20 protein-coding genes and 1 riboswitch are annotated in these 21,003 nt (G+C 36.4%); of the genes, 10 read left to right on the top strand and 10 right to left on the bottom strand.

What is annotated here, in order from left to right; translation table 11 throughout:
• Positions 1 to 138 precede the first annotated feature (138 nt).
• The 3 genes from NHE85_RS08960 to NHE85_RS08950 all read left to right on the top strand — a co-directional run bounded on the left by NHE85_RS08960 (position 139) and on the right by NHE85_RS08950 (position 3,572).
• Positions 139 to 603 (top strand): hypothetical protein, encoded by a 465-nt coding sequence (locus NHE85_RS08960; protein ID WP_252811689.1) that lies wholly within the window; start codon positions 139 to 141, stop codon positions 601 to 603.
• A 222-nt stretch (positions 604 to 825) separates the two neighbouring features.
• Positions 826 to 3,072: a TonB-dependent receptor domain-containing protein gene (locus NHE85_RS08955; RefSeq protein ID WP_374676556.1), complete on the top strand. Its 2,247-nt coding sequence runs from the start codon at positions 826 to 828 to the stop codon at positions 3,070 to 3,072.
• A 50-nt stretch (positions 3,073 to 3,122) separates the two neighbouring features.
• Complete coding sequence (locus NHE85_RS08950) at positions 3,123 to 3,572, top strand: thioredoxin family protein (RefSeq protein WP_252811688.1); 450 nt, start codon at positions 3,123 to 3,125, stop codon at positions 3,570 to 3,572.
• 1 nt (position 3,573) lies between these two features.
• Here the strand turns inward: NHE85_RS08950 and NHE85_RS08945 are convergent, their stop codons facing one another.
• The 3 genes from NHE85_RS08945 to NHE85_RS08935 all read right to left on the bottom strand — a co-directional run bounded on the left by NHE85_RS08945 (position 3,574) and on the right by NHE85_RS08935 (position 7,981).
• Positions 3,574 to 3,960 carry an acyl-CoA thioesterase gene (locus NHE85_RS08945; RefSeq protein ID WP_252811687.1) on the bottom strand — a complete coding sequence of 129 codons (387 nt, stop codon included), beginning with the start codon at positions 3,958 to 3,960 and terminating at the stop codon, positions 3,574 to 3,576.
• 1 nt (position 3,961) lies between these two features.
• The gene (locus NHE85_RS08940) at positions 3,962 to 4,972 is read right to left on the bottom strand and encodes a beta-ketoacyl-ACP synthase III (protein WP_252811686.1); all 1,011 of its coding nucleotides are present in this window, start codon (positions 4,970 to 4,972) and stop codon (positions 3,962 to 3,964) included.
• Positions 4,973 to 5,238: 266 nt separating this feature from the next.
• Positions 5,239 to 5,430: riboswitch (cobalamin riboswitch) on the bottom strand.
• A 106-nt stretch (positions 5,431 to 5,536) separates the two neighbouring features.
• A complete protein-coding gene (locus NHE85_RS08935) occupies positions 5,537 to 7,981 on the bottom strand; it encodes an outer membrane beta-barrel family protein (RefSeq protein WP_252811685.1) in 2,445 nt (814 codons plus the stop codon).
• 146 nt (positions 7,982 to 8,127) lie between these two features.
• Between NHE85_RS08935 and NHE85_RS08930 the strand changes: the two genes are divergently transcribed.
• Both NHE85_RS08930 and NHE85_RS08925 read left to right on the top strand, forming a co-directional pair.
• Positions 8,128 to 9,447: a sensor histidine kinase KdpD gene (locus NHE85_RS08930; protein ID WP_252811684.1), complete on the top strand. Its 1,320-nt coding sequence runs from the start codon at positions 8,128 to 8,130 to the stop codon at positions 9,445 to 9,447.
• Positions 9,444 to 10,148, top strand: a complete 705-nt coding sequence (locus NHE85_RS08925) for a response regulator transcription factor (RefSeq protein ID WP_252811683.1) — start codon at positions 9,444 to 9,446, stop codon at positions 10,146 to 10,148. Before NHE85_RS08930 ends, NHE85_RS08925 begins: the two co-directional genes overlap by 4 nt.
• Here the strand turns inward: NHE85_RS08925 and NHE85_RS08920 are convergent.
• Positions 10,145 to 11,110, bottom strand: a complete 966-nt coding sequence (locus NHE85_RS08920) for a GlxA family transcriptional regulator (protein WP_252811682.1) — start codon at positions 11,108 to 11,110, stop codon at positions 10,145 to 10,147. The genes NHE85_RS08925 and NHE85_RS08920 overlap by 4 nt on opposite strands.
• 266 nt (positions 11,111 to 11,376) lie before the next feature.
• Here NHE85_RS08920 and NHE85_RS08915 point away from each other — a divergent pair, with 266 nt between their 5' ends.
• The 5 genes from NHE85_RS08915 to NHE85_RS08895 are packed head-to-tail and all read left to right on the top strand — an operon-like array spanning position 11,377 to position 13,748.
• The gene (locus NHE85_RS08915) at positions 11,377 to 11,793 is read left to right on the top strand and encodes a DoxX family protein (RefSeq protein ID WP_252811681.1); all 417 of its coding nucleotides are present in this window, start codon (positions 11,377 to 11,379) and stop codon (positions 11,791 to 11,793) included.
• 29 nt (positions 11,794 to 11,822) lie between these two features.
• Positions 11,823 to 12,350 carry an SRPBCC family protein gene (locus NHE85_RS08910; protein WP_252811680.1) on the top strand — a complete coding sequence of 176 codons (528 nt, stop codon included), beginning with the start codon at positions 11,823 to 11,825 and terminating at the stop codon, positions 12,348 to 12,350.
• 11 nt (positions 12,351 to 12,361) lie between these two features.
• Positions 12,362 to 12,790: a VOC family protein gene (locus NHE85_RS08905; RefSeq protein WP_252811679.1), complete on the top strand. Its 429-nt coding sequence runs from the start codon at positions 12,362 to 12,364 to the stop codon at positions 12,788 to 12,790.
• Between the two features lie 33 nt (positions 12,791 to 12,823).
• Positions 12,824 to 13,201: a VOC family protein gene (locus NHE85_RS08900; protein ID WP_252811678.1), complete on the top strand. Its 378-nt coding sequence runs from the start codon at positions 12,824 to 12,826 to the stop codon at positions 13,199 to 13,201.
• Between the two features lie 46 nt (positions 13,202 to 13,247).
• A complete protein-coding gene (locus tag NHE85_RS08895) occupies positions 13,248 to 13,748 on the top strand; it encodes a DinB family protein (RefSeq protein WP_252811677.1) in 501 nt (166 codons plus the stop codon).
• A 14-nt stretch (positions 13,749 to 13,762) separates the two neighbouring features.
• Here NHE85_RS08895 and NHE85_RS08890 read toward each other — a convergent pair whose 3' ends face one another.
• From NHE85_RS08890 to queA, 6 genes are all read right to left on the bottom strand, one after another.
• Positions 13,763 to 14,584: a zinc-dependent peptidase gene (locus NHE85_RS08890; RefSeq protein WP_252811676.1), complete on the bottom strand. Its 822-nt coding sequence runs from the start codon at positions 14,582 to 14,584 to the stop codon at positions 13,763 to 13,765.
• Between the two features lie 80 nt (positions 14,585 to 14,664).
• Positions 14,665 to 15,948, bottom strand: coding sequence for a kynureninase (gene kynU, locus NHE85_RS08885; RefSeq protein WP_252811675.1), 1,284 nt, complete (start codon positions 15,946 to 15,948; stop codon positions 14,665 to 14,667).
• Between the two features lie 61 nt (positions 15,949 to 16,009).
• Entirely contained in the window at positions 16,010 to 17,053 is a 1,044-nt protein-coding gene (locus NHE85_RS08880) for an adenylate/guanylate cyclase domain-containing protein (protein WP_252811674.1), read from the bottom strand.
• On the bottom strand, positions 17,046 to 17,429 hold the full coding sequence (locus NHE85_RS08875; protein ID WP_252811673.1) for a response regulator: 384 nt from the start codon (positions 17,427 to 17,429) through the stop codon (positions 17,046 to 17,048). Before NHE85_RS08875 ends, NHE85_RS08880 begins: the two co-directional genes overlap by 8 nt.
• A 93-nt stretch (positions 17,430 to 17,522) precedes the next feature.
• The gene (locus tag NHE85_RS08870; protein ID WP_252811672.1) at positions 17,523 to 19,625 is read right to left on the bottom strand and encodes an ATP-binding protein; all 2,103 of its coding nucleotides are present in this window, start codon (positions 19,623 to 19,625) and stop codon (positions 17,523 to 17,525) included.
• Between the two features lie 200 nt (positions 19,626 to 19,825).
• Entirely contained in the window at positions 19,826 to 20,875 is a 1,050-nt protein-coding gene (queA, locus tag NHE85_RS08865; protein WP_252811671.1) for a tRNA preQ1(34) S-adenosylmethionine ribosyltransferase-isomerase QueA, read from the bottom strand.
• Positions 20,876 to 21,003: the final 128 nt, after the last annotated feature.

The following is a 21,003-nucleotide window of genomic DNA, read 5'->3' as shown; positions in this document are numbered from 1 at the left end:
TAATATTATTAACTTTTAAAAGAATGCAGTTTACATTTAAATCATTATAGTTAAAAACATGTTATTTTATTTGTAAATGCGTAGGGATTTTTAATACATTCGGGTTTCCAATCAATTATTAATATTAAAAATAAGTAAATGAAGAAAGTAGTTTTGTTTTTAGGTTTAGCCCTGACAGTTAGTATAACATCATGCTCACATGATGAAGGCTCAACGCCTAACCCGGATCAATCTAACATCCAGACTAAAAGCAATGAAAGGGTTTACAAAACTATGGAAGAGCCTGTAGTTGGGGAAACAATAGAAGTTATGGAAGAAGAGCCACATTTTGACAGTATGATAGAACCACAGGTGGGCGAAACTTATGATGTTATAGGTGACGATGTAAATGATAAAGCAACATATGGCAAGCCGGTTAAGTTAAAAATTATATGTAAAAGGGAATCAATTGGTTCTGAGCCGGGTGAGTATGTCGGTGTAGGTATAGATGCAAATGGCCAGCACTGGGCGGTAACATGGGATTATTCTTTAAATCCCGACATGACTTATACTTTAAAAATTACAGGTCACAAAATACAAGCAGGTGGTTACTATCCGTGTTAATTTGTAAGTAAAATATAATACAACAAGTTTTAAAACCCTTCATCTGAAGGGTTTTTTGATTTTATAACTTATCTTAATCTATTTATAGACAAATATTTGAACGACAAACTATTAAACAACAACAAATTATTAGATTTTTCAAATAAAAAATTAAAATAGTATTTAAAATAATTTTTAGATTAGACTAAATTTATAATTTTGCAATACTAATTATAGATTTAGATGATGAAAATAGCTACCCTGATATTATTATTTGCCTCACTACCTCTTTTAGCTCAAAAAGGAAGTATAAAAGGAAAAATAACTCAAAACAATGAGCCTCTACCAGCCGTAAGTATAATTGTAACCCCATTAGGGTTAACATTATCTGCAGATAATGAAGGAATGTATGAGATAAAAAATATTCCTTTTGGAACTTATGAAATTATTTTTAGCGCAGTAGGATTAAAAACAGAGCGTAAAAAAATAACAATTGACAAAATTGAGACTGTAATTTTAAATATAGCATTACAAGATGATAACCAACTATTGGAAGAAGTGGTTGTTACGGGTACAATGAAAGAAATAAGCCGTACAGAAAGCCCAATACCTGTAGAAATAATAACTCCTAAGCTTTTTAAAAAGAACCCAACCGCAAGTTTATTTGAAGCTGTGGGTATGGTAAATGGCGTTCAGCCGCAATTAAACTGCAATGTGTGCAACACCGGCGACATTCATATAAACGGAATGGAAGGCCCATATACATTAATACTCATAGATGGTATGCCCATTGTAAGCGCACTTTCAACCGTATATGGGTTAAGTGGTATTCCCAACAGCCTGGTAGAGCGGATAGAAGTTGTAAAAGGTCCTGCATCATCATTATATGGCTCTGAAGCTATGGGAGGCATTATAAATGTTATCACCAAAACCCCCACAAAAGCACCCGCAGTAAGCGCAGATTTTTTTATGACAAGCTGGGGAGAGATTAGCCTGGACGGGGCTGTAAAACTTAAAGCAGGAACTGCAACTTCATTATTAGGCATTAACTATTTTAAATACGGTGTGCGTGCAGATAAGAACAACGATAATTTTACCGATGTAACGCAACAGGACCGTATTTCGGTATTTAATAAATGGAATTTTGACCGTAAGGAAAACAGGGTATTCAGCATTGCCGGGCGATACGTTTATGAAGACCGGTGGGGCGGCGAAATGAACTGGGATAAAAAATGGCGCGGTAGTGACAGTATTTATGGTGAAAGCATTTATACCAAACGTGCAGAACTAATAGGCCTTTATCAATTGCCAACTACAGAGAAAATTTTTACCCAGTTTTCATATAACTGGCATAACCAGAATTCTTATTACGGAGTAACACCTTATATGGCAACCCAACAGGTAGCATTTGTCCAAGCATATTGTGATAAAGAGTTTGGTACAAATCATAACTTTTTACTGGGTGCAGCTATGCGCTATACTGTATATGATGACAATACTCCGGCTACAGCTAATGCGGACGGTATAGGCAATAGCCCGCAAAAAACACCCCTGCCCGGAATATTTATTCAGGATGAATGGACATTAAACAATAAACATAAAGTATTGGGAGGCTATCGTTTTGATTATGACAAGAATCATGGCGCAGTACATTCCCCACGAGTGGCTTACAAATTTTCGCCTGATCAAAATAACACAATAAGAGCAAGTTTTGGTACAGGTTTCAGGGTGGTAAATTTGTTTACCGAAGACCATGCTGCGCTTACCGGTGCAAGGGATGTAATTATTACAGAAGCCTTAAAACCCGAACGATCATATAACGGTAATCTTAATTATGTATTGAAAGTACCAACTGATATAGCTTTTATAGGCTTCGATATTACCGGATTCTATTCTTATTTCACTAACAAGATAGTAGGCGATTTTGATACAGATCCGAATAAGATTATTTATGACAACCTTAAAGGGCACGCTATATCACAGGGTATTTCCTTAAATACCGATCTAACCTTTACATTTCCTTTAAAAGTATTAGCCGGCATATCGTATATGGATGTTTTCCAGATTGAGAAGAAAGATTTAAAAGAAGAAAGGTCACAGCAATTACATGCTCCTAAATGGTCGGGGAACTTTGTAGTCAGCTATAGTTTTAATAATAATTATAGTATGGATATTACAGGTAACTGGTATGGACCCATGCGGCTGCCTATATTACCTAATGATTACAGGCCCGAATATTCGCCATGGTTTTGTACAGCCAATATACAGTTTACTAAAAAATTTGATTACGGGCTGGAATTTTACGGAGGCATGAAAAACATATTCGACTTTGTACCTAATGACCCGTTGATACGCCCGTTTGACCCTTTTAATAAACATGTAAATGACCCCGTAAATAATCCTAACGGATATACTTTTGATACGAGTTATAATTATGCCTCAATGCAGGGTCGAAGAATATTTATTGGAGTACGATATAATTTGTTTTAGAAAAAAATGGCATATTCTTTTACGGAGGGAGAATTTAGTAAAGCACTCACATGAAAAAACAGTTTCTTATACTATTAATAATCTTTGCTGCTTCATTTGGCTACAGCCAGAAAAACTATACTGTAACATTTACAGAGTTAACTTTAAAAATGGCACAGGAGCCCAGACCAATAATTATAAAAATATATACTGACTGGTGTGCCATATGTAAACTTCAGAATAAACAGATTGAAAAGGATAGCAACCTCATGCAATTACTGGTAAACAACTACTATTATATAGCGTTCAATGCAGAATCGCATGAGGCAATTGTTTTTAATGGAAAAGTATATCATTTTATACCACAGGGAACGGGTGGCATTAATGCATTAGCTGCTGAATTGAGCAAAGCCAAAAGCAGTTATCCTTATTGGGTATTTTTAGATTCTGATTATAAAATTCTCTTTCAATATAATGGGTTGCTAAAAAGCAAACACCTAAATACACTACTTAAACCATAGCCTATTTAATAATAGGTACGGGCTCTTTATTCTCGTTAATTGCTACAAAAGTAAAATTGCCGGTTATGGCTTTTTCTCTTGACATTGAGTACATATCTTCAACAAAAATCTCTACATGAACCTGTAAACTTGTATTACCTATATGAGTTATTTTACCTATAAGTTCAGCAAAGGTACCTGCCGGAATAGGCTTCTTAAAATCAATACGATCACTGCTCACGGTAACAACCCTCTGCCTGCTGAAACGTGTTGCGGTTATAAAAGCAACCTCATCCATAAGGTGCATTGCTGCACCACCAAAAAGGGTATCATAATGGTTTGTAGTGTTAGGAAATACCGCTTTAAATATATGCGTTTCCGCAGCATCAATTTTCTCTTGTAATGTCATTTTATTTTTTATTATTATTTCTAAGCCCGCCCCATATAATACAGGTACTGCCCCATGTAAATCCTGCTCCGAAAGCAGTTAGCAATAGTTTATCTCCCGGCTTAAAATCGTTTTGAAAATCCCATAGGCAAAGTGGTAATGTTGCCGCTGTTGTATTTCCATATCGCTGTATATTTACTTTAATTTTTTCTTTTGCTATACCTAATTTTTCTCCTACAACATCAATAATTCTAAGATTTGCCTGATGTGGCACCACCCAGTCAATATCTTCTGTTGTAAAATTGCATTTTTCAAGTACTTCCATACTCGTAGCAGTCATACCATTTATAGCATTTTTAAATACTGTGCGGCCATCTTGCTCTACATAATGTCTTTTTTCAAGTAGTGTCTGTTCTGTAGTACCTTCAGCAGAACCCCCTGCCGGTATTGAAAGAAACTGTACTCCGTTACCATCAGACCGATATACTGTATCAAGTACGGCTCCAGCATCTTTAGAAGGCTCCAGCAACACTGCTCCTGCCCCGTCACCAAAAAGCACACAGGTATTACGGTCTTCATAATTAACTATAGCGCTCATTTTGTCTGCACCTACTAAAAGTACTTTTTTATGCCTGCCGCTTTCTAGTAACGATGCTGCTACAGACAATGCATATAAAAAGCCGCTACAGGCCGCATTAAAATCAAATCCCCATGCGTTTTTTAAGCCCGCTTTTTGTGCTGCGAGCGGTGCTGTAGGTGCCAGTTGATGATCTGGCGTAGATGTAGCAATTATAAGAACTTCTATCTCATCTGGATTAACTCCCGTATTGTTAAGTAAATTTTTTATTGCCATCGCAGCCATATCCGATGTTGCTTTTCCGGCCTCTAAAATCCGGCGTTCTTTAATGCCTGTACGGCTGGTAATCCACTCATCTGATGTATCAACCATCTTTTCGAGCTTGGCATTGTTCAGTACAGTATCAGGAACATACCCGCCCACAGCCGTTATAGCTGCATTTATTCTGGTATTCATATATTGGAATTGTTTTTTCTTAAATCCTGCATATCTTAAACAGAATTGTAAAAGTTACCCGCTGTTCAATATGGGTAACAGGTAAGTGACTAAAAAAGTATCAGAAAGGCAAAATGCCCAAATTGGTTGTAAACATTATTTCGCTTTTAAAAAATTAATAATTAGTTAAAAGCTCTTTTGCCTATTTCACAATGCCTTAAAAAGTATAGTTTATATATAGGTATAGCAATACCTATGCAGAAACCAATTACTTTAAACCGCGAAAGCATTGTCAAGTTAGTAATGGCAGGTATCCTGACTTATGCCGTTTTTATCGTCCTTCCCATTTGCTATGGCAAAAAGTGAACATAATTGATAAAAATTTTTTGGGCATTTACAGTTGCGCGACAGTTCGTGATTTACACACGATTCCCTTTTAATTCCGGCTTGCGCCAAAAACCATTCCCGTTTGAATAGAAATTAAGTAAAGAACTTATCAGAGTGCAAATATACCAACTATTCTTAATAAAAAGTCCGCAGTTACCCGTAATAGTAACTGCGGATAACTAACTCAAACGTTATTGTTTATAAACGCTTTTGCTCATCAGTACTTTCACGGGTTTTTCCTTCACCCAGTTTCTGATTTCCAAAACGGTATCTGAAAAAGATTCTGAAACTTTGGGAATCGCCATAATTATTATATCTGCTGTATTGATTGCCGTACTGAGTGGTTATAGTTTGCCTTTCACCCCTGTAAATATCTGAAAGCAGGATTCCTGCTTCAGCATTTTCATTTAAAAACACCTTTTTAAATGATAACGAAAGACTTGAAATATCGCTTAGTTTAAAAGCACCCTGTACCGCAGGAGACATATAAAAGAAATCAAATTCTGCCAGTATGTCTTTCTTTTTATTTAATGTAAATCGGCTGTTTGCACTGGTATAAAGGGTCCACTGGCTTATAACCTGCATACTTTCGTCAGCTCCCTGAAATGTATTTTCCTGGTAGCCAATGGTGCTCATTGTACCGGCTTCCCACCATTCAAAAAACTGCACATTGGTATTAAACTCAAGCCCTGACGCTATATTTCTGCTTATGTTAGTATATTTAGTTATAATGGTATTGGTTGTATAATCCTGATAGATTACTTCAGAAGACGGATCTTTTTCGTAACGATAAAAAAGGTCGAAATTATACTTTGACTTTAATGTATACTGCAGGCTAAAGTTATGCGTGATAGCAGGCTGAAGCCTTGGGTCGCCAGTAGAATACGAATAAGGTGTATTATAAGACCTGAAAGGATTTAGCGCGCTGTATTGCGGCCTGATGATACGCTTACCATAAGACAAGCCTATCTGATGATTGTCTGATGCTTTATACAATGCATAGGCAGACGGAAATAGTTTAAAATAATCCTGCCTGTTTACCTCCCGTATTGTTACCGAGTTCCCCTCTAGTCTGGTATGCTCACCCCGAAGGCCTGCTTTAAAACCCCATTTACCAAACTCACGTTCTGCACCTATATATCCTGCAAGTATATTTTCATCATATAAAAAGTTATTTGATAAGCCTGGTGATGAAGCAGGCACTCCATTGATGGTACTTTCATAATCAAAAATATTTTTTGCACTCACATTACCATACCGCATACCGGCTTCAAATGAAGTTTCGCCGTCCTTACCATTATAATCGGCTTGTGCCGAAAAAAGTGATATACGTCTTGTATCATTACTCCCTATATCCTGCTGTGTATGGGGGGCTTCTCCCGGTAGTGAAATCCCTGCGGTTATATCCTGTTCCTGGTTAAAATAATGCCTGGTATAATCTGACGCAAAAATAACTTTATGATCTTTATTAAATATATGTTCATATGAACCCGTAACTGTACTATTTTTTTGCGGATAATCTCTGTGATTGTGGCTGGTAAATAAAGAATCCAGCCTGCCATTACCATCATAAATTGCAGTAGGCGTATCTATTAATGCTGTACTTTTAAGACTGGAAAAGCCATTAAACCCTACCGCAACTGTATTAAGCGTATCTATAGCATACTCTGCACTTATATTGTAGCTGTTTTGCTGTGTGGCTCTGTAATGCGACTTCTCGTTGCTTTTCCAAACCGAAGCTATGGTATTGTCTTCAGGGTTAGTGTAGCGCACCTCGCCCCTGCTTTCTCCGTAATAATGTCCTGAACCAAACATATACCCGCCAAACACAGTAAGCTTTTTATTTTTAAAATAATGATTGGTTGCCACAACACCCTTTGGATACATAGATTGTACATAAGCCCCTGAAACAGAACCTTTGTAACCGCCGCCTACATTTTTTTTCATTTTTATATTAAGCACCGCACTACCCTGCGCCTCATATTTTGCCGGCGGTGTAGTAATAACTTCTATAGATTTTATATCATCACCATTAGTATTTTCTAACAGGTTTTTAAGTTCTGTTCCTGTAAGGTACACTTTCTTATCGTTAATAGTAACAAGTATGCCGCTGCTGCCGCGTATACTAATGCCATCGCCTACCACATTTACTCCGGGTGTTTTTTTTACAATTTGCCATGCATTGTCTGACGATATAATAGAGTTTTCTACATCAAACTCAATCCGGTCTATTTTTCGCCTTACAATGGGCCTTTTCTGATTTATAACAACATCATCAAGCTCTTTAGCCCTATTTTGAAGTACTATATCAGGTAAAACAAGATTTTTATTTATGGTAATTTTTGTTGTATAATTTTCATAACCTATAGTACTTATTGTAAGTAAATATTCTCCTGCATTAACATTAAGAATTTCAAAATGACCATGCTCATCTGTAAAAGATGTTTTTACAAAAGTAGAATCCTGAACTTGTTGCTTTAACACCACATCTGCAAAAGGTACAGGGTTTTTAGAAGTGTCAAACACACTGCCCGATACGGAAGGGTTCTGTGCCGTACAGGTGAGTGTAATTAAAGTAATAATAAATGCTAATAAACGTTTTTTGATACTGCCATAAAGCAGCAAAGTGATGATTGAACTCATGGTGATTTAATGATTGATTACCACAAATCTCTATAAATGTTTAATGTAATACGGTTAACGCTGGGTTAATGACAGGTTAATGGGATTGTTACTGCTTTTACGGATGCAATAAAACAGTAGTTTTGTAACTTGTATTAACTATAACCATGAAGCGAAAAATAGCTTTTCTTATAACCGGATGCATTTTTACTGTTATGGCACTTGCCATTATACAGGGATATTTTATATACAACACCTATCTGCTCAGGGCTAAAGAGGCAAATCAGGCTATTACCCAGCAGCTTCTTAAACTGGAAACTACCGGAAAGCTGGACACGCTAAACAATACATGGATGGGCAAAACAAGGTGCTTTGCAGATCTCTACTACGACAAAAAAGTATCTAAAAAGGATTACATCAAACTGATCAAAAAAACCGAGGATTCATTATCTAAAGTGATTTCCGAGTACATAAAAAAAGAGCGGTTTTTTGAAGGATATGATGTAACATTTGCTAATTATCTTATATCGGTAGGCATATACACCGATGATGAAAAAAAAGCTGATAATCTGTTTTCGGGTAAAATGCTATTGTTTGGCAACAATCCCGGTCAAAATCCTGAAACGCAGGCCTCACAATCTACATGGCACGGCGACAGTGAAAAGAAATTTAATTTTGTAGTAGTAACAGAACGTTATTACAGCATATCAAACTGGGAAAAAGAGATTTTCATTAAAATGTCGGGGTTACTAATTTTCTCGGTAGTATTACTCACTTTTGTTGTATTGCTGTTTTATCTGTCTATAAAAAATCTTATAACCCAGAAAAAAATTGCTGATATTAAAACCGACTTCATTAATAATATTACACACGAGTTTCAAACGCCTATAGCGGCATTAGATATTGCCATAAAAACACTTCGTAAAAAAGAAGGAGACATTTCTGCTGAACATTTTAACCATTCGCTGGATATTATTGAAAGGCAGAATGTGCGTATGCAAAAACTATTTAGACAGGTAAGCGAGGCTTCTATTAATGAGGAAATAATCCCTGATAACATTTTACCATCTGACTGCAACTCAATAAAAGAGGTAGTAACAGATTTTAAGCTATCCTACCCTTCAGTACAGATTGAGTGCAATGCAAAACCTGATACAGTACTGCATATTGACAAATTTCACCTTGCTACTATTTTAGTGAATTTACTAGACAATGCAATAAAATACGGGGCAGATTCCATTACCGTGACTTTATCTAACGGAAAACTTACAGTAAATGACAATGGCATAGGCATACCAAAAAAAGAACAGAAAGCCATTTTTGAAAAGTTTTACCGTATACAAAAAGGAGATATACATACAACAAAAGGGCTTGGATTAGGTTTATATTATGTACATCAGCTTATAAAAGCCTATAATGGAACTGTAACCGTAAATAGTGAGGAAAACAAGGGTGCTGAATTTATAATATCCATACCACAGCCATGAAACAGCATATATTATTAGCAGAAGATGATTTTGATTACGCAAGTATTTTAAAGCAATATCTTGAAATTTCGGGCTATAAAGTTACATGGGCACAAGAAGGCGCTAAGGCTTTAGAAATTTTTCCTGAAGTAAAACCCGACATTTGTGTTTTGGATGTTATGATGCCTAAAATGGATGGATTTACCCTTGCGGAAAATATATTGGATAAATCTCCGGAAACACCTATAGTTTTTTTAACTGCAAAAGGTATGAAAGAAGACAAAATACGAGGCCTTAAACTGGGTGCGGATGATTATATAGTTAAACCTTTTGAGGCAGATGAACTACTATTAAGAATAGCTAATATACTAAGGCGCTCACAGCGCTTATATACTCATGCTGCAGACACTTCTTCCCCAATAAGCATAGGTAAATATATTTTTGACACTAAAAATTATACCCTAACCTGTAATAATAATGTATGCCGCCTTACCGAAAAAGAAACAAATCTTATAAATTATTTATTTGATAACCGTAACCGCGTGATAAAACGTGATGAAATACTTAATGAGATATGGGGAAGTGATGATTTTTTTTCGGGCAGGAGTATGGATGTATTTATAAGCCGCCTGAGAAAATATTTTAACGACGATCCTGCTGTAACGATTAATAGTTACAGAGGCCTTGGACTGGAGTTCTCAATATCAGACAATCAAGCTTAAACAAGCTGCCCGCTAAATTTTTCCCTGTACATTTTTGGGGTCATGCCCACATTTTTTTTAAACAGTGTACGGAATGTTTTCAGGTCATTATAACCCGATTCAAGCATTACCTCCAATATACTGTAACGTGACTGCTCCAGCATTTGCTTAGCTGCCTCAATACGGGTTTTTTGCAGGTATTCTATTGGGGTAATACCGGTAACCTGTTTAAAACGCCTTACTAAATTTCTACGGCTTGCAGGTACATCAGTAATAAGTTCTTCTATTGTATTTGCAGTATTAAAGTGTTTTTTTATTTCTTCCTGTGCTCTTTTCACAAGATCGTCACCATGGTCTTCTGCCGGAGTAAAAGTTCCAAAATAGGTCTGTCTGTTTCTGTCAAGATCAATAGAAAAAACTTTAGCAGCTTTAACAGCAGTTTTTTTGCTGCAGTAAATTTCCAGCAGCAGCATAAGCAAATGAAAAGTATTGGTAGCTCCGCCACTGGTATATACCCTGTCTTGTTCGGTTACAACAGCCTCTGCCTGCACGTTTACTAAAGGAAACATTTTTGCAAAAGAGGCTTCTGCATTTATATGTGTGGTTGCAGGCTTGTTATCAAGCAGACCGGATGCGGCCAATAAAAAAGCCCCTGTGCAAAAACTTGCAACAGCAGCTCCTTTTTTATACTGATCCTGCAGCCACGGAATCCATTCTAGGTTTGACTTTAGTGAATCTGAAATAGTGTCGCCTGTAAATGAAGGTACCAGCAATAGATCATAATATTCGTTTTTCCCTGGTGCCTGTGGTGTATGTCCCGCGAATGGCATACTCTCATGCTTAGGCAAAAGCAGCAGGTGTATAGTAAAAGGCTCTTTTAAACCATCCTGACTATAAAAACGGTTAGCCGTTTCAAATACGTCCAGTATAGCGGCCACACTCAGCAGGCGGTGGTCTTTGGTCAGCAAGATTCCTAATTGCATAGCAGTAAAATTAGAGAAGAAAACAAATATACTTGTTTTTGTCTTAAACACCCCCTCATCTTGACTTTTTATGACACCTTAATTATAAAACACTTAGCATAACTTTGTATTAGAGATTTATAACGACAATATATTCAGGCCAAATGTTAAATAATTATTAAAATAACATATCCCAAATTAATAATCTCTTTAGATTTATCGAAATAATATTTCCTAAACATTTGCTTTTTAAAGCTAAAAACAAACCAATAAACAACTTATAAATCATGAAAAATCTTATTAGTACAACTTCGTTAAACACAGACCTGGCCACCCTGTTATTAAGAATAATTTTTGGCGGAATGTTTATTTATCATGGCTGGCCAAAACTAACGGGATACAGCCAGATGGTAGAAATGTTTGGTGACCCAATAGGTATAGGGAATGAGCTGTCAGTCATACTGGTAATTTTTGCAGAATTCTTTTGTGGCATCTTTATTCTGCTTGGGTTTATGACACGCTTTGCAGTAATACCAATATTTATTACAATGCTCGTTGCTTTTTTTGTGGCACACGCTAAAGACGATTTTATGATAAAAATGCTGCCTTTTGTTTACCTGTTTCTTTGTCCTGTTCTATTTATACTGGGTAGCGGTAAATATTCTGCAGATGCCCTGTTATTTACTAAAAGATCTGTAAACTAATACTATAAATAATATTTACATCATTCTGTATGAGCATTATAATCTGGATAATAGTAATCATTCTTGCAGTTCTTGCCGTTATAGCCCTTTTTGTTCCAAAACAGTATGCTATAGAAAGAGAAAAGATAATAAACACCCCAAAACATGAAGTGTTTGATTATATAAAATTCATTAAGAATCAGGAGCAATACAGCAAGTGGGTAAAAACCGATCCTGAAATGAAAGTAACACTTACCGGTACTGATGGAAATATAGGTTTTATTTATGCATGGGACGGCAATAAAAAGGCAGGCGCAGGTGAACAGGAAATTACCGGCGTTACAGATGGTGAGCGTATTACAACAGAAGTGCGTTTCCTTAGGCCTTTTAAAGGTGTAGCTCATATTTACATGACTACCGAAGCAGTAACAGAACATAGCACAAAAGTTACCTGGGGAATGACAGGTACAAGTCCTTATCCTATGAATCTTATGACCGCCATGATGAAAGGGGTACTGGCTAAAGACATAGACATCAGCCTTAACGACCTGAAACAAATTCTTGAAACAAACAATTAATCTAAATATTTATGACTGCTTTAAACCCTTATTTAAATTTTAACGGCAATACCGAAGAGGTTTTTAGCTTTTACAAAAGTGTTTTTGGAGGCGAATTTGCCATGGTTATGCGATTTGGCGATACACCCGGATGCGAAAATATGCCTGAAACTGAAAAAAATGGTATTATGCATATAGCCCTACCTATTGGTAATAATGTTATTATGGGTACTGATGTACCAAAATCTATGGAACAGGTAACAATGGGCACCAATATGTCTATAAGTATAAGTGTAGGTAGCCGTGAAGAAGCCGATCGCGTATATAATGCTCTTAGTGCCGGCGGAAAAGCAACTATGCCTATGGATGACATGTTTTGGGGTGATTATTACGGTATGTTAACCGATAAATTTGAAATTCAATGGATGGTTAGCTTCAGTACCAAACATACGCCTCAATAACATTATCTGAATATATAATTTAAATTTAAGACCATGTTTAAGGACACTAAAGCATTTAGCGGATATTCGGTGAATGACATTGCAAAAGCAAAAGCATTTTACCATGGTATTTTGGGGCTGGAAACAAAAGACGGTATTGAAGGTATATTGGAGTTGCAAATAAAAGGTAATAACCCGGTTATTTTATATCCAAAACCTAATCATGAGCCGGCAACTTTTACAGTTCTTAATTTTCCTGTATCTGATGTAACACTGGCTGTACAGCAACTTAAAGAAAAAGGGGTTGTATTTGAACGCTACGATCTTGATAATTTTAAAACAGATGAAGATAATATCTTCAGAGGAGGCGGACCACTTATAGCCTGGTTTAAAGATCCGGCTGGTAATATCTTATCAGTAATACAAGAGTAAATACTCTTCTAAAAAATCAATCATCAATCAAAAAACGAATAATATAATGTCTAAAGAAATAATCAATCAGTTAGAAACTGCCCTTAATGATACATTACAACTTCTTTCATCTTTTAGCGAAAAAGAAATAAACACCGTACCATTTGAGGGAAGCTGGACTGCTGCACAGGTTTGCCAGCATTTATATAAATCAGAAAATGGCATGGATGCATTATTCTATGCTACTTCTCTGCCTGCGAACAGAAATCCTGAAGAAAGGGCAGCATCATTTAAGGAAATGTTTTTAAACTTTGAAATGAAAATGAAATCACCTGATTTTATTTTACCGGAAGAGAAAGAATATGAGAAGACGGAGCTTGAGAGATCACTCGCGCAAACAAAGGACAAAATTATTGAAGCTGCTCAAAATGTTAACCTTAATGAGGTAGCCTCCCTGCCTGAACAGCATCCTCTACAAGGCAGTACAAAATTAGAGTTAGTGCATTTTCTTACTTATCACACTATTAGGCATAATCACCAGTTGAGAAAAATACATGGTATGGTATAATTGTAGGCCTGTAATTAATAGTCACTATAATTTATCATCTTTTTAACCATCTCATAGAGTTCAGGCAGTCTTTGCCTGAATTCCCGGGGTGTTTCAAAAAAATACTCAAATACAACAGCCATAAATTCATACTGGTTGGTATAAGCATATTCTCTTAAATAAGCTGAATTCATTATTTTATCACGATTATAAGGTATTGCAGAATATTCTTTTATCTTATCAAACATATCACTGTAAATAGAAAGCGACGAACCCGATCTTCTTCTTACGATGGAATTAAGATGCAGTACATGTGCAAACTCATGCAGGCCGAGGTTTAAATTATTGGTATCAAAATCTATCCCCTCCTGAAAATGTTTCCATGAAAAAACTACTGCCTTAGCAGCAGGATTAAACTCACCCTGATGATAATTACCGTTTGCCGACTTAAATGCGTCAGGGTAAACCACTATTACCTCAAAAAGGTCAAAGATATATTCTCTCATGCCAAATGTTAGCATAACAGCAGTAGATGCTATTTTAACTTTCATTTCCTGAGTCACTTCAAGCCCATGCCTTCCTGCGAACTGATAATTATTTATAAAAGCATGAACCCTGTGCCTGAAAAATCTCTTTTTCTTTTCTGATAGGTTTCTGTAAAACCGGAATTGCTTTTCTAAAACAGCCTTTTCTTCAAAGGCAAGGTCTTTTGGAAAAAGGTAAAAATGCACATATATAGGTTTGTTAAAAATAAGAATGTAAGCAGGTTCTATAATTCTTCCAAATATGAAATACAGCAGCATGAATATTACAAAAAGCAACAGAGCGAGCGTAAGCAAACCAACAAAAATCTCCATATATATTGATTAAGCCTGCAAAATAAGAATTTGTATTAAATATCATCTATAAAAAACGGGAGCAATTGCTCCCGTCCAAATTATTTTTTATGTGATAAAATTCCCTGTTTAAGAATTTGCCCAAATTCATACATATCTTCAAAAGAACAGTATAATGGTACTGGTGCCAATCGAATTACATTAGGCTCCCTCCAGTCTGTTATCACTCCGTTTCTCATAAGGTAATCAAATAATGCCCTTCCTTCACCATGAAGGAAAACAGATATCTGACTTGCTCTCTGAGCAGGATCTGATGGTGTAATAACTTCAAAGTTACCATTTATTTCCTTGTCAATTTCATGAAGTACAAATTCAAGATAAGCCGTAATATGATCTCTTTTTTGTATTAAAGCCGGCATGCCCACTTCGTCAAACATATCTACAGATGCAAGATAAGGAGCGAGTGATAATACAGGAAGACAGCTTACCTGCCAGCCATTTGCCCCACGAATAGGATCGAACTCAGGTTCCATTAAAAAACGGCGTTCCTTATTATGGCCCCACCAGCCAGCAAACCGATTTAAATCCATATCATTATGATGCATTTCATGTACAAAAGCACCAGAAGCATTGCCCGGCCCGGAATTCATGTATTTATAGCTGCACCATGCTGCAAAATCTACGTTCCAGTCGTGCAGTTCAAGCTTTATATTACCTGCTGCATGAGCAAGATCCCAGCCTACATAAGCGCCGGCATCCTGACCCGCTTTAGTTATAGTTTCAATATCAAACACCTGCCCTGTATAGTAGTTAACACCACCTATTAGTACCAATGCAAGCTCATCGCCTACTTCTTTTATTTTATCAAGAACATCTTCCAGCCTTATATTGTGTTCTCCCGGCCTTCTTTTAAGTTCAACTATAGCATCTTCAGGCTCTAATCCGTGAAACTTAACCTGGCTTTTAATCATGTACTGATCACTCGGAAATGCCTTCTCCTCACAAATAATTTTAAATCGCTTAGCCGTAGGACGGTAAAAACTAACCATCATAAGGTGAAGGTTTATAGTAAGGGTATTCATTACCGTAACTTCCGACGGCAATGCACCAACTATTTTACTTAACGGTACAGCAAAACGCTCATGATAGTCCCACCATGGTTTATCGGCATAAAAATGGCCTTCTACAGCCAGTTTAGCCCAGTCATCCATAATTTCATCAACGTAGGCTTTAGTACGCTTAGGCTGCAGCCCAAGCGAATTACCTGTAAAATATATAACCTGCTTGCCATTTACATGTGGAAAATGAAATTCTTCCCTGTATTTTGCCAGTTTGTCTTTGGCATCAAGTTGTTGTGCGTATTCACGCGTATTTAAAAAATCCATTGTAGTTTGTTTGTTGTGGGGTAAAAGTAAGGAATAATTAAAAAAACATAAAGTTTTTTATTTATTCAATAACCTCATAAGCATTTACAGGGTTTGCCTTGTTTTTTAAAACAAACTCTCCTACCGGCCCGCATTTAAATGATTCTTTGGCTTTATGATAAACAGCCTCAGTAATAAGTATTTGCCCGGGTTTTGCAGCACTTTGAAGCCTTTGCGCAAGATTTACAACATCGCCAATAACGGTATAATCAAGCCTTTTTAAAGACGCCGAGCCAATATTGCCCGATACCATCTCACCGCTATTAATACCAATAGAAACCTGCGGACGGTATAATATATTGCCCAGCTTTACTTCTTCTGCCTTTTCAATATGCGCTCTTACTGCAAGTGCAGCATCTATAGCCCTGTCAAGATGATAGTTACCACGAAAAACAGCCATAACAGCATCGCCCATAAACTTATCTACATGACCATTCTGACCTATAACTTCGGCAACAATCTTATCAAAAATGCTGTTAAGCAAATTCACAACTTCATTTGCAGGAGCTTTTTCGGTTATCGATGTAAACCCGCAAACGTCAATAAATAGTACTGTTGCATCCAGCAATTCATTTTTTAGCAATGAATTTTCAAATTCTTTATGTGCCATAAAATTCAGCACATTTTCGTCAACATACATTTTAAGTATATTGTTTTCTTTTATAGCTTTAATCGTTTCCTGCAGTTGTTTAACATGTACAGCTGTTTTTTCTATAGTTAGCTCCAGGTCTTCAAAATCAACAGGTTTAACCACAAAATCAAAAGCTCCCCGGTTCATTGCCGTACGGATGTTTTGCATATCGCCGTAAGCAGAAACTACTACAGCCTTAAGTACCGGATTAACTTCTGCAAGCCTGGTAAGCAGGGTAAGCCCATCCATAACAGGCATATTAATATCGCTCAGCACAACATCAAGATCAGGGTGCTCACTTATTTTGTCAAGGGCTTCAACGCCATTTTGCGCAAAAACAAATTCGTAAATGTTTTCGCGTATTTTTTTTCGAAACTTTTGTTTCACCAGTATCTCTAAATCTGCTTCATCATCTACGACGAGTATCTTAGTCATGGTGTGGTAAGGTTTTTAATTTTTCTTTTAAAAGTGCAAAATCAAGAGGTTTTGTCAAAAAATCGTCAGCACCATTTTCCATAGCCTGATTGTAATTTTCTGTATCGCCATATGCAGTAACCATCATTACTACAGGTGAAGGATGATTATAATTTTTCCTTATGCTTCCTAATAGCTGAATTCCGCTCATACCCGGCATATTAATATCAGAAAGTATCAATACTACTTCGTTATGATTTTCATTAAGGTATTCTAAGGCCTCTTCTCCCGAAAGAGCAAAATCAAAATCTATCTCACCACTTTTTATTTCTTTTCGGAAACGCTGCAAAAAAAGTGGCTGTACATCTGCCTCATCGTCTACTACAAGTATTTTCATATTGTTAGGTGTTGTAGCTGCACTGCCTTACTAGAAGAACATGCATGCTAATATAATACTATTTATAATATCAAAAACTGACAAATCACAGCATTAATCTTTCTTCAAAGTGATTATAAATTCTGAAAATTCTCCTTCAACCGAATTAATATCTATACTGCCGCCGTGTCCTTTTACTATAATATCATAACTAAGCGATAATCCTAAACCTGTACCTTCGCCAGTTGGTTTGGTAGTAAAAAATGGCTGCAATATCTTATCACGAATCTCATTTGGAATACCCGTACCATTATCCTTAACTTTAATAATTACCTCATCATCGTTTTGCGATGTAGATACAGTAAGGGTAGGCATATATCCTGATGGTGCCGTTTTTAATTTTTGCTGTGTAGCATAAAAAGCATTGGTAAACAGGTTTAGCAGTACCCTGCCTACATCCTGCCCAACCATATTTATTTTTGGCAGTGTATCATCAAATTCGGTTACCAGTGTTGCATTAAAACTCTTATCTTTTGCTCTTAAACCATGATATGCCAGTCTTAAATATTCATCGGCAAGAACATTAATATCAACTGGTTCTTTTTGTCCTGACGATGCCCTGCTGTGCTGCAGCATACCCTTTACAATACCATCTGCCCTGCGCCCGTGATGCGCTATTTTTTCAAGATTTTGTTTTACATCCTGAGCAATAGCTAAAGCTTCCTCTGCATCTCCTTTTTGCAGCTCTTCCTCCATTTCAGTAATAAGCTCTACACTTACATCGCTAAAATTATTCACAAAGTTTAACGGGTTTTGTATTTCATGCGCAATACCCGCAGTAAGCTCTCCCAACGATGCCATTTTTTCTGACTGTATCAGCTGATTTTGTGTCTGCTTAAGATCTTCAAGCGACTGGCGCAGTTCTGCCGTACGTTCTTCCACCTGCTGCTGTAGTTCTTCTTTTTGCTGTGCTATCAATCGGTTACGTTCCTCTTCTTTTTCCAGGGCGGCCCTTGCATTTTCCATTTGTAATGATTTGAAACGCGCAAACATACCCCACGATAATACTATTATGGTCCACATACCACAAATAGGCACTACCCAGTCCATCTGCAAAATTATGGTAAGAATAGGACTGAAAATAAATGGCATAGCGGCTATTATAAATAACCGGGCTTCTTTATCTTTTTTTCTTAAAAGAGATATTAATAATATTATAGCCGCAACTATAAAAACAATAGTGATCAAAGAAATGATGATCATCATTACAACAAGGAAAATTACCCATCCATTTTGCCATGCCAAAAAAACCAGCGTTCCTAAAATTGCTATTAAAACAGAAAAGTAGACCAAAAACTTATCCCAGCCACGAAAATGAATATTTATCCTAAAAAAGAAGCGAAATGTCTGGATAAGCATAATTATAAAACCAATTATGGTTATCGCCATGAAAACAGGATACCCCTGCCTGAACTCACAAAAAATAAGTGATGAAAAATCATTTTCAGCTACTAAAAGCGCAGAAAACAGCAGAAGTAACGAATAGACCAGATATACCTTTTCCCTATTGACATAATAGAAAAAAGTATTAAAAATAACAGCAAAAAGTATGAAACCAAAAAAGCCAAATGCTATAACATCGTCTGTGCTATAGGTATGTTTATCCAGAAAATTTCCCTCCATTACTGAAAGATAGCTTCCTATAGCCGGTGCTATATGAGTCATCAAGGTAATTTCCTCCAGGTTTAAATATACTTTTATTTCTTCTCCTGCTTTGAGAGTATATTTTATATGATTAAGCTGCTTAATACCGTTGCGCTTACTCCAGGGAACCATATCCCCTGTTACAAAATGTTTCCATTTATTATTTGCAAGTACATAAATATGTTCTTTAGGCCTGTGTGTGGCAAACGTAATGATTTGAGAAACCGGAGTAGTATTTTTTAATGTATAACGAACCCACACATAAGATTTGCTTCCTGTAACCGTAATAGCACCGGTTGATGAATAATTAAATTTTGATGAATATTCCGGCTTTATTATATCATTAAAGCTAACAGTATCTTGATGTATGTTTATAAACTGCCAGTTTTCTTTCGGCAGGTCCTGAGAATACCCTAACGAATCAGTATAAACAAGAAAAGGCTCCGGCCAGCCTTCCTGTGCCTTTAAAGGCAAAATGCTTAATAGCAGTAAGACAAATAATACTTTTTTCATATTGTATCGGAGCTTATATAGTATTAACAAAACAATGTTTTTCAGTTTTCTTTTGACAAGACAACAACTCTCATTAGCCAAGTTATTCCAAACCCTTAGCAAGCTACAAAAAAAATGTTAAAAATTTAAAATTTCTATTTAGAGGTAAAACAAAAAAAAGCGGCATAAAGCCGCTTTAAAATTTTATTATTAACTGATCATTATAAAATCAGCATAGCATCACCATAAGTGTAAAAACGATAGCCTTCTTTTATAGCCTCGTCATAAGCCTTGCGCATAAGATCATGTCCCATAAATGCAGAGATCATCATTAACAACGTTGATTTAGGTGTATGGAAATTAGTAATCATACAATCTGCCACGCTAAAATCATACGGAGGGAAAATAAATTTATTTGTCCATCCTACATACGGATTAAGTGTTTTAGCCGATGATACAGAACTTTCCATAGCACGCATGGTGGTAGTACCTACAGCACATACTTTATGCTTATTTACTTTTGCTTTATTAACTATATCACAAGCTTCCTGGCTAATAATAAGCTCTTCAGAATCCATTTTATGCTTAGACAGATCTTCTACCTCTACAGGGTTAAAAGTTCCAAGTCCGACGTGAAGCGTTATTTCAGCAAAATCAATTCCTTTTATCTCTAATCTTTTAAGAAGGTGTTTAGAGAAGTGAAGCCCTGCAGTTGGCGCAGCCACAGCACCTTCTTCCTTAGCGTAAATAGTCTGGTAACGCTCTGCATCTTCAGGTACTACCTCACGGTTTATATACTTAGGTATCGGAGTTTCTCCAAGCTCAGTAAGCTTATTCCTAAATTCTTCATAAGAACCGTCATATAAAAAACGAAGTGTTCTTCCGCGTGAAGTGGTATTATCAATAACCTCTGCTACAAGAGAGTCATCATCACCAAAATATAATTTGTTCCCTATTCTTATTTTTCTTGCAGGATCTACTAAAACATCCCAAAGGCGTTGTTCAGAATTAAGCTCTCTTAATAAGAAAACCTCAATTCTTGCTCCGGTTTTTTCTTTGTTACCATAAAGGCGTGCCGGAAAAACCTTGGTGTTGTTAAGCACCATTACATCTCCTTCATCAAAATAATCCAATACATCTTTAAACAGCTTGTGCTCTATAGTTTTAGTTTTCCTGTCTATTACCATAAGGCGTGCTTCGTCTCTGTTTTCGGCAGGAAACTCAGCCAGAAGCTCTTTTGGCAAGTTGAAATTGAAGTTAGATAATTTCATGTTTCTATTTTTATTTTTCAGCATTTATGGCTTATTTGCCTTATGCTCTAATTGCGTGCAAATATACTACCGTCAAACAGGCGTTGTCAAGTGTTTTGGCATATATTTATTTTTATAGGTAAAAACAA

This window comes from Flavobacterium sp. NRK1, assembly GCF_024054175.1.
Lineage (GTDB): Bacteria > Bacteroidota > Bacteroidia > Flavobacteriales > Flavobacteriaceae > Flavobacterium.
Note: the sequence above shows the minus strand (reverse complement) of the source record. Positions and strands in the feature narration are given on the sequence as shown.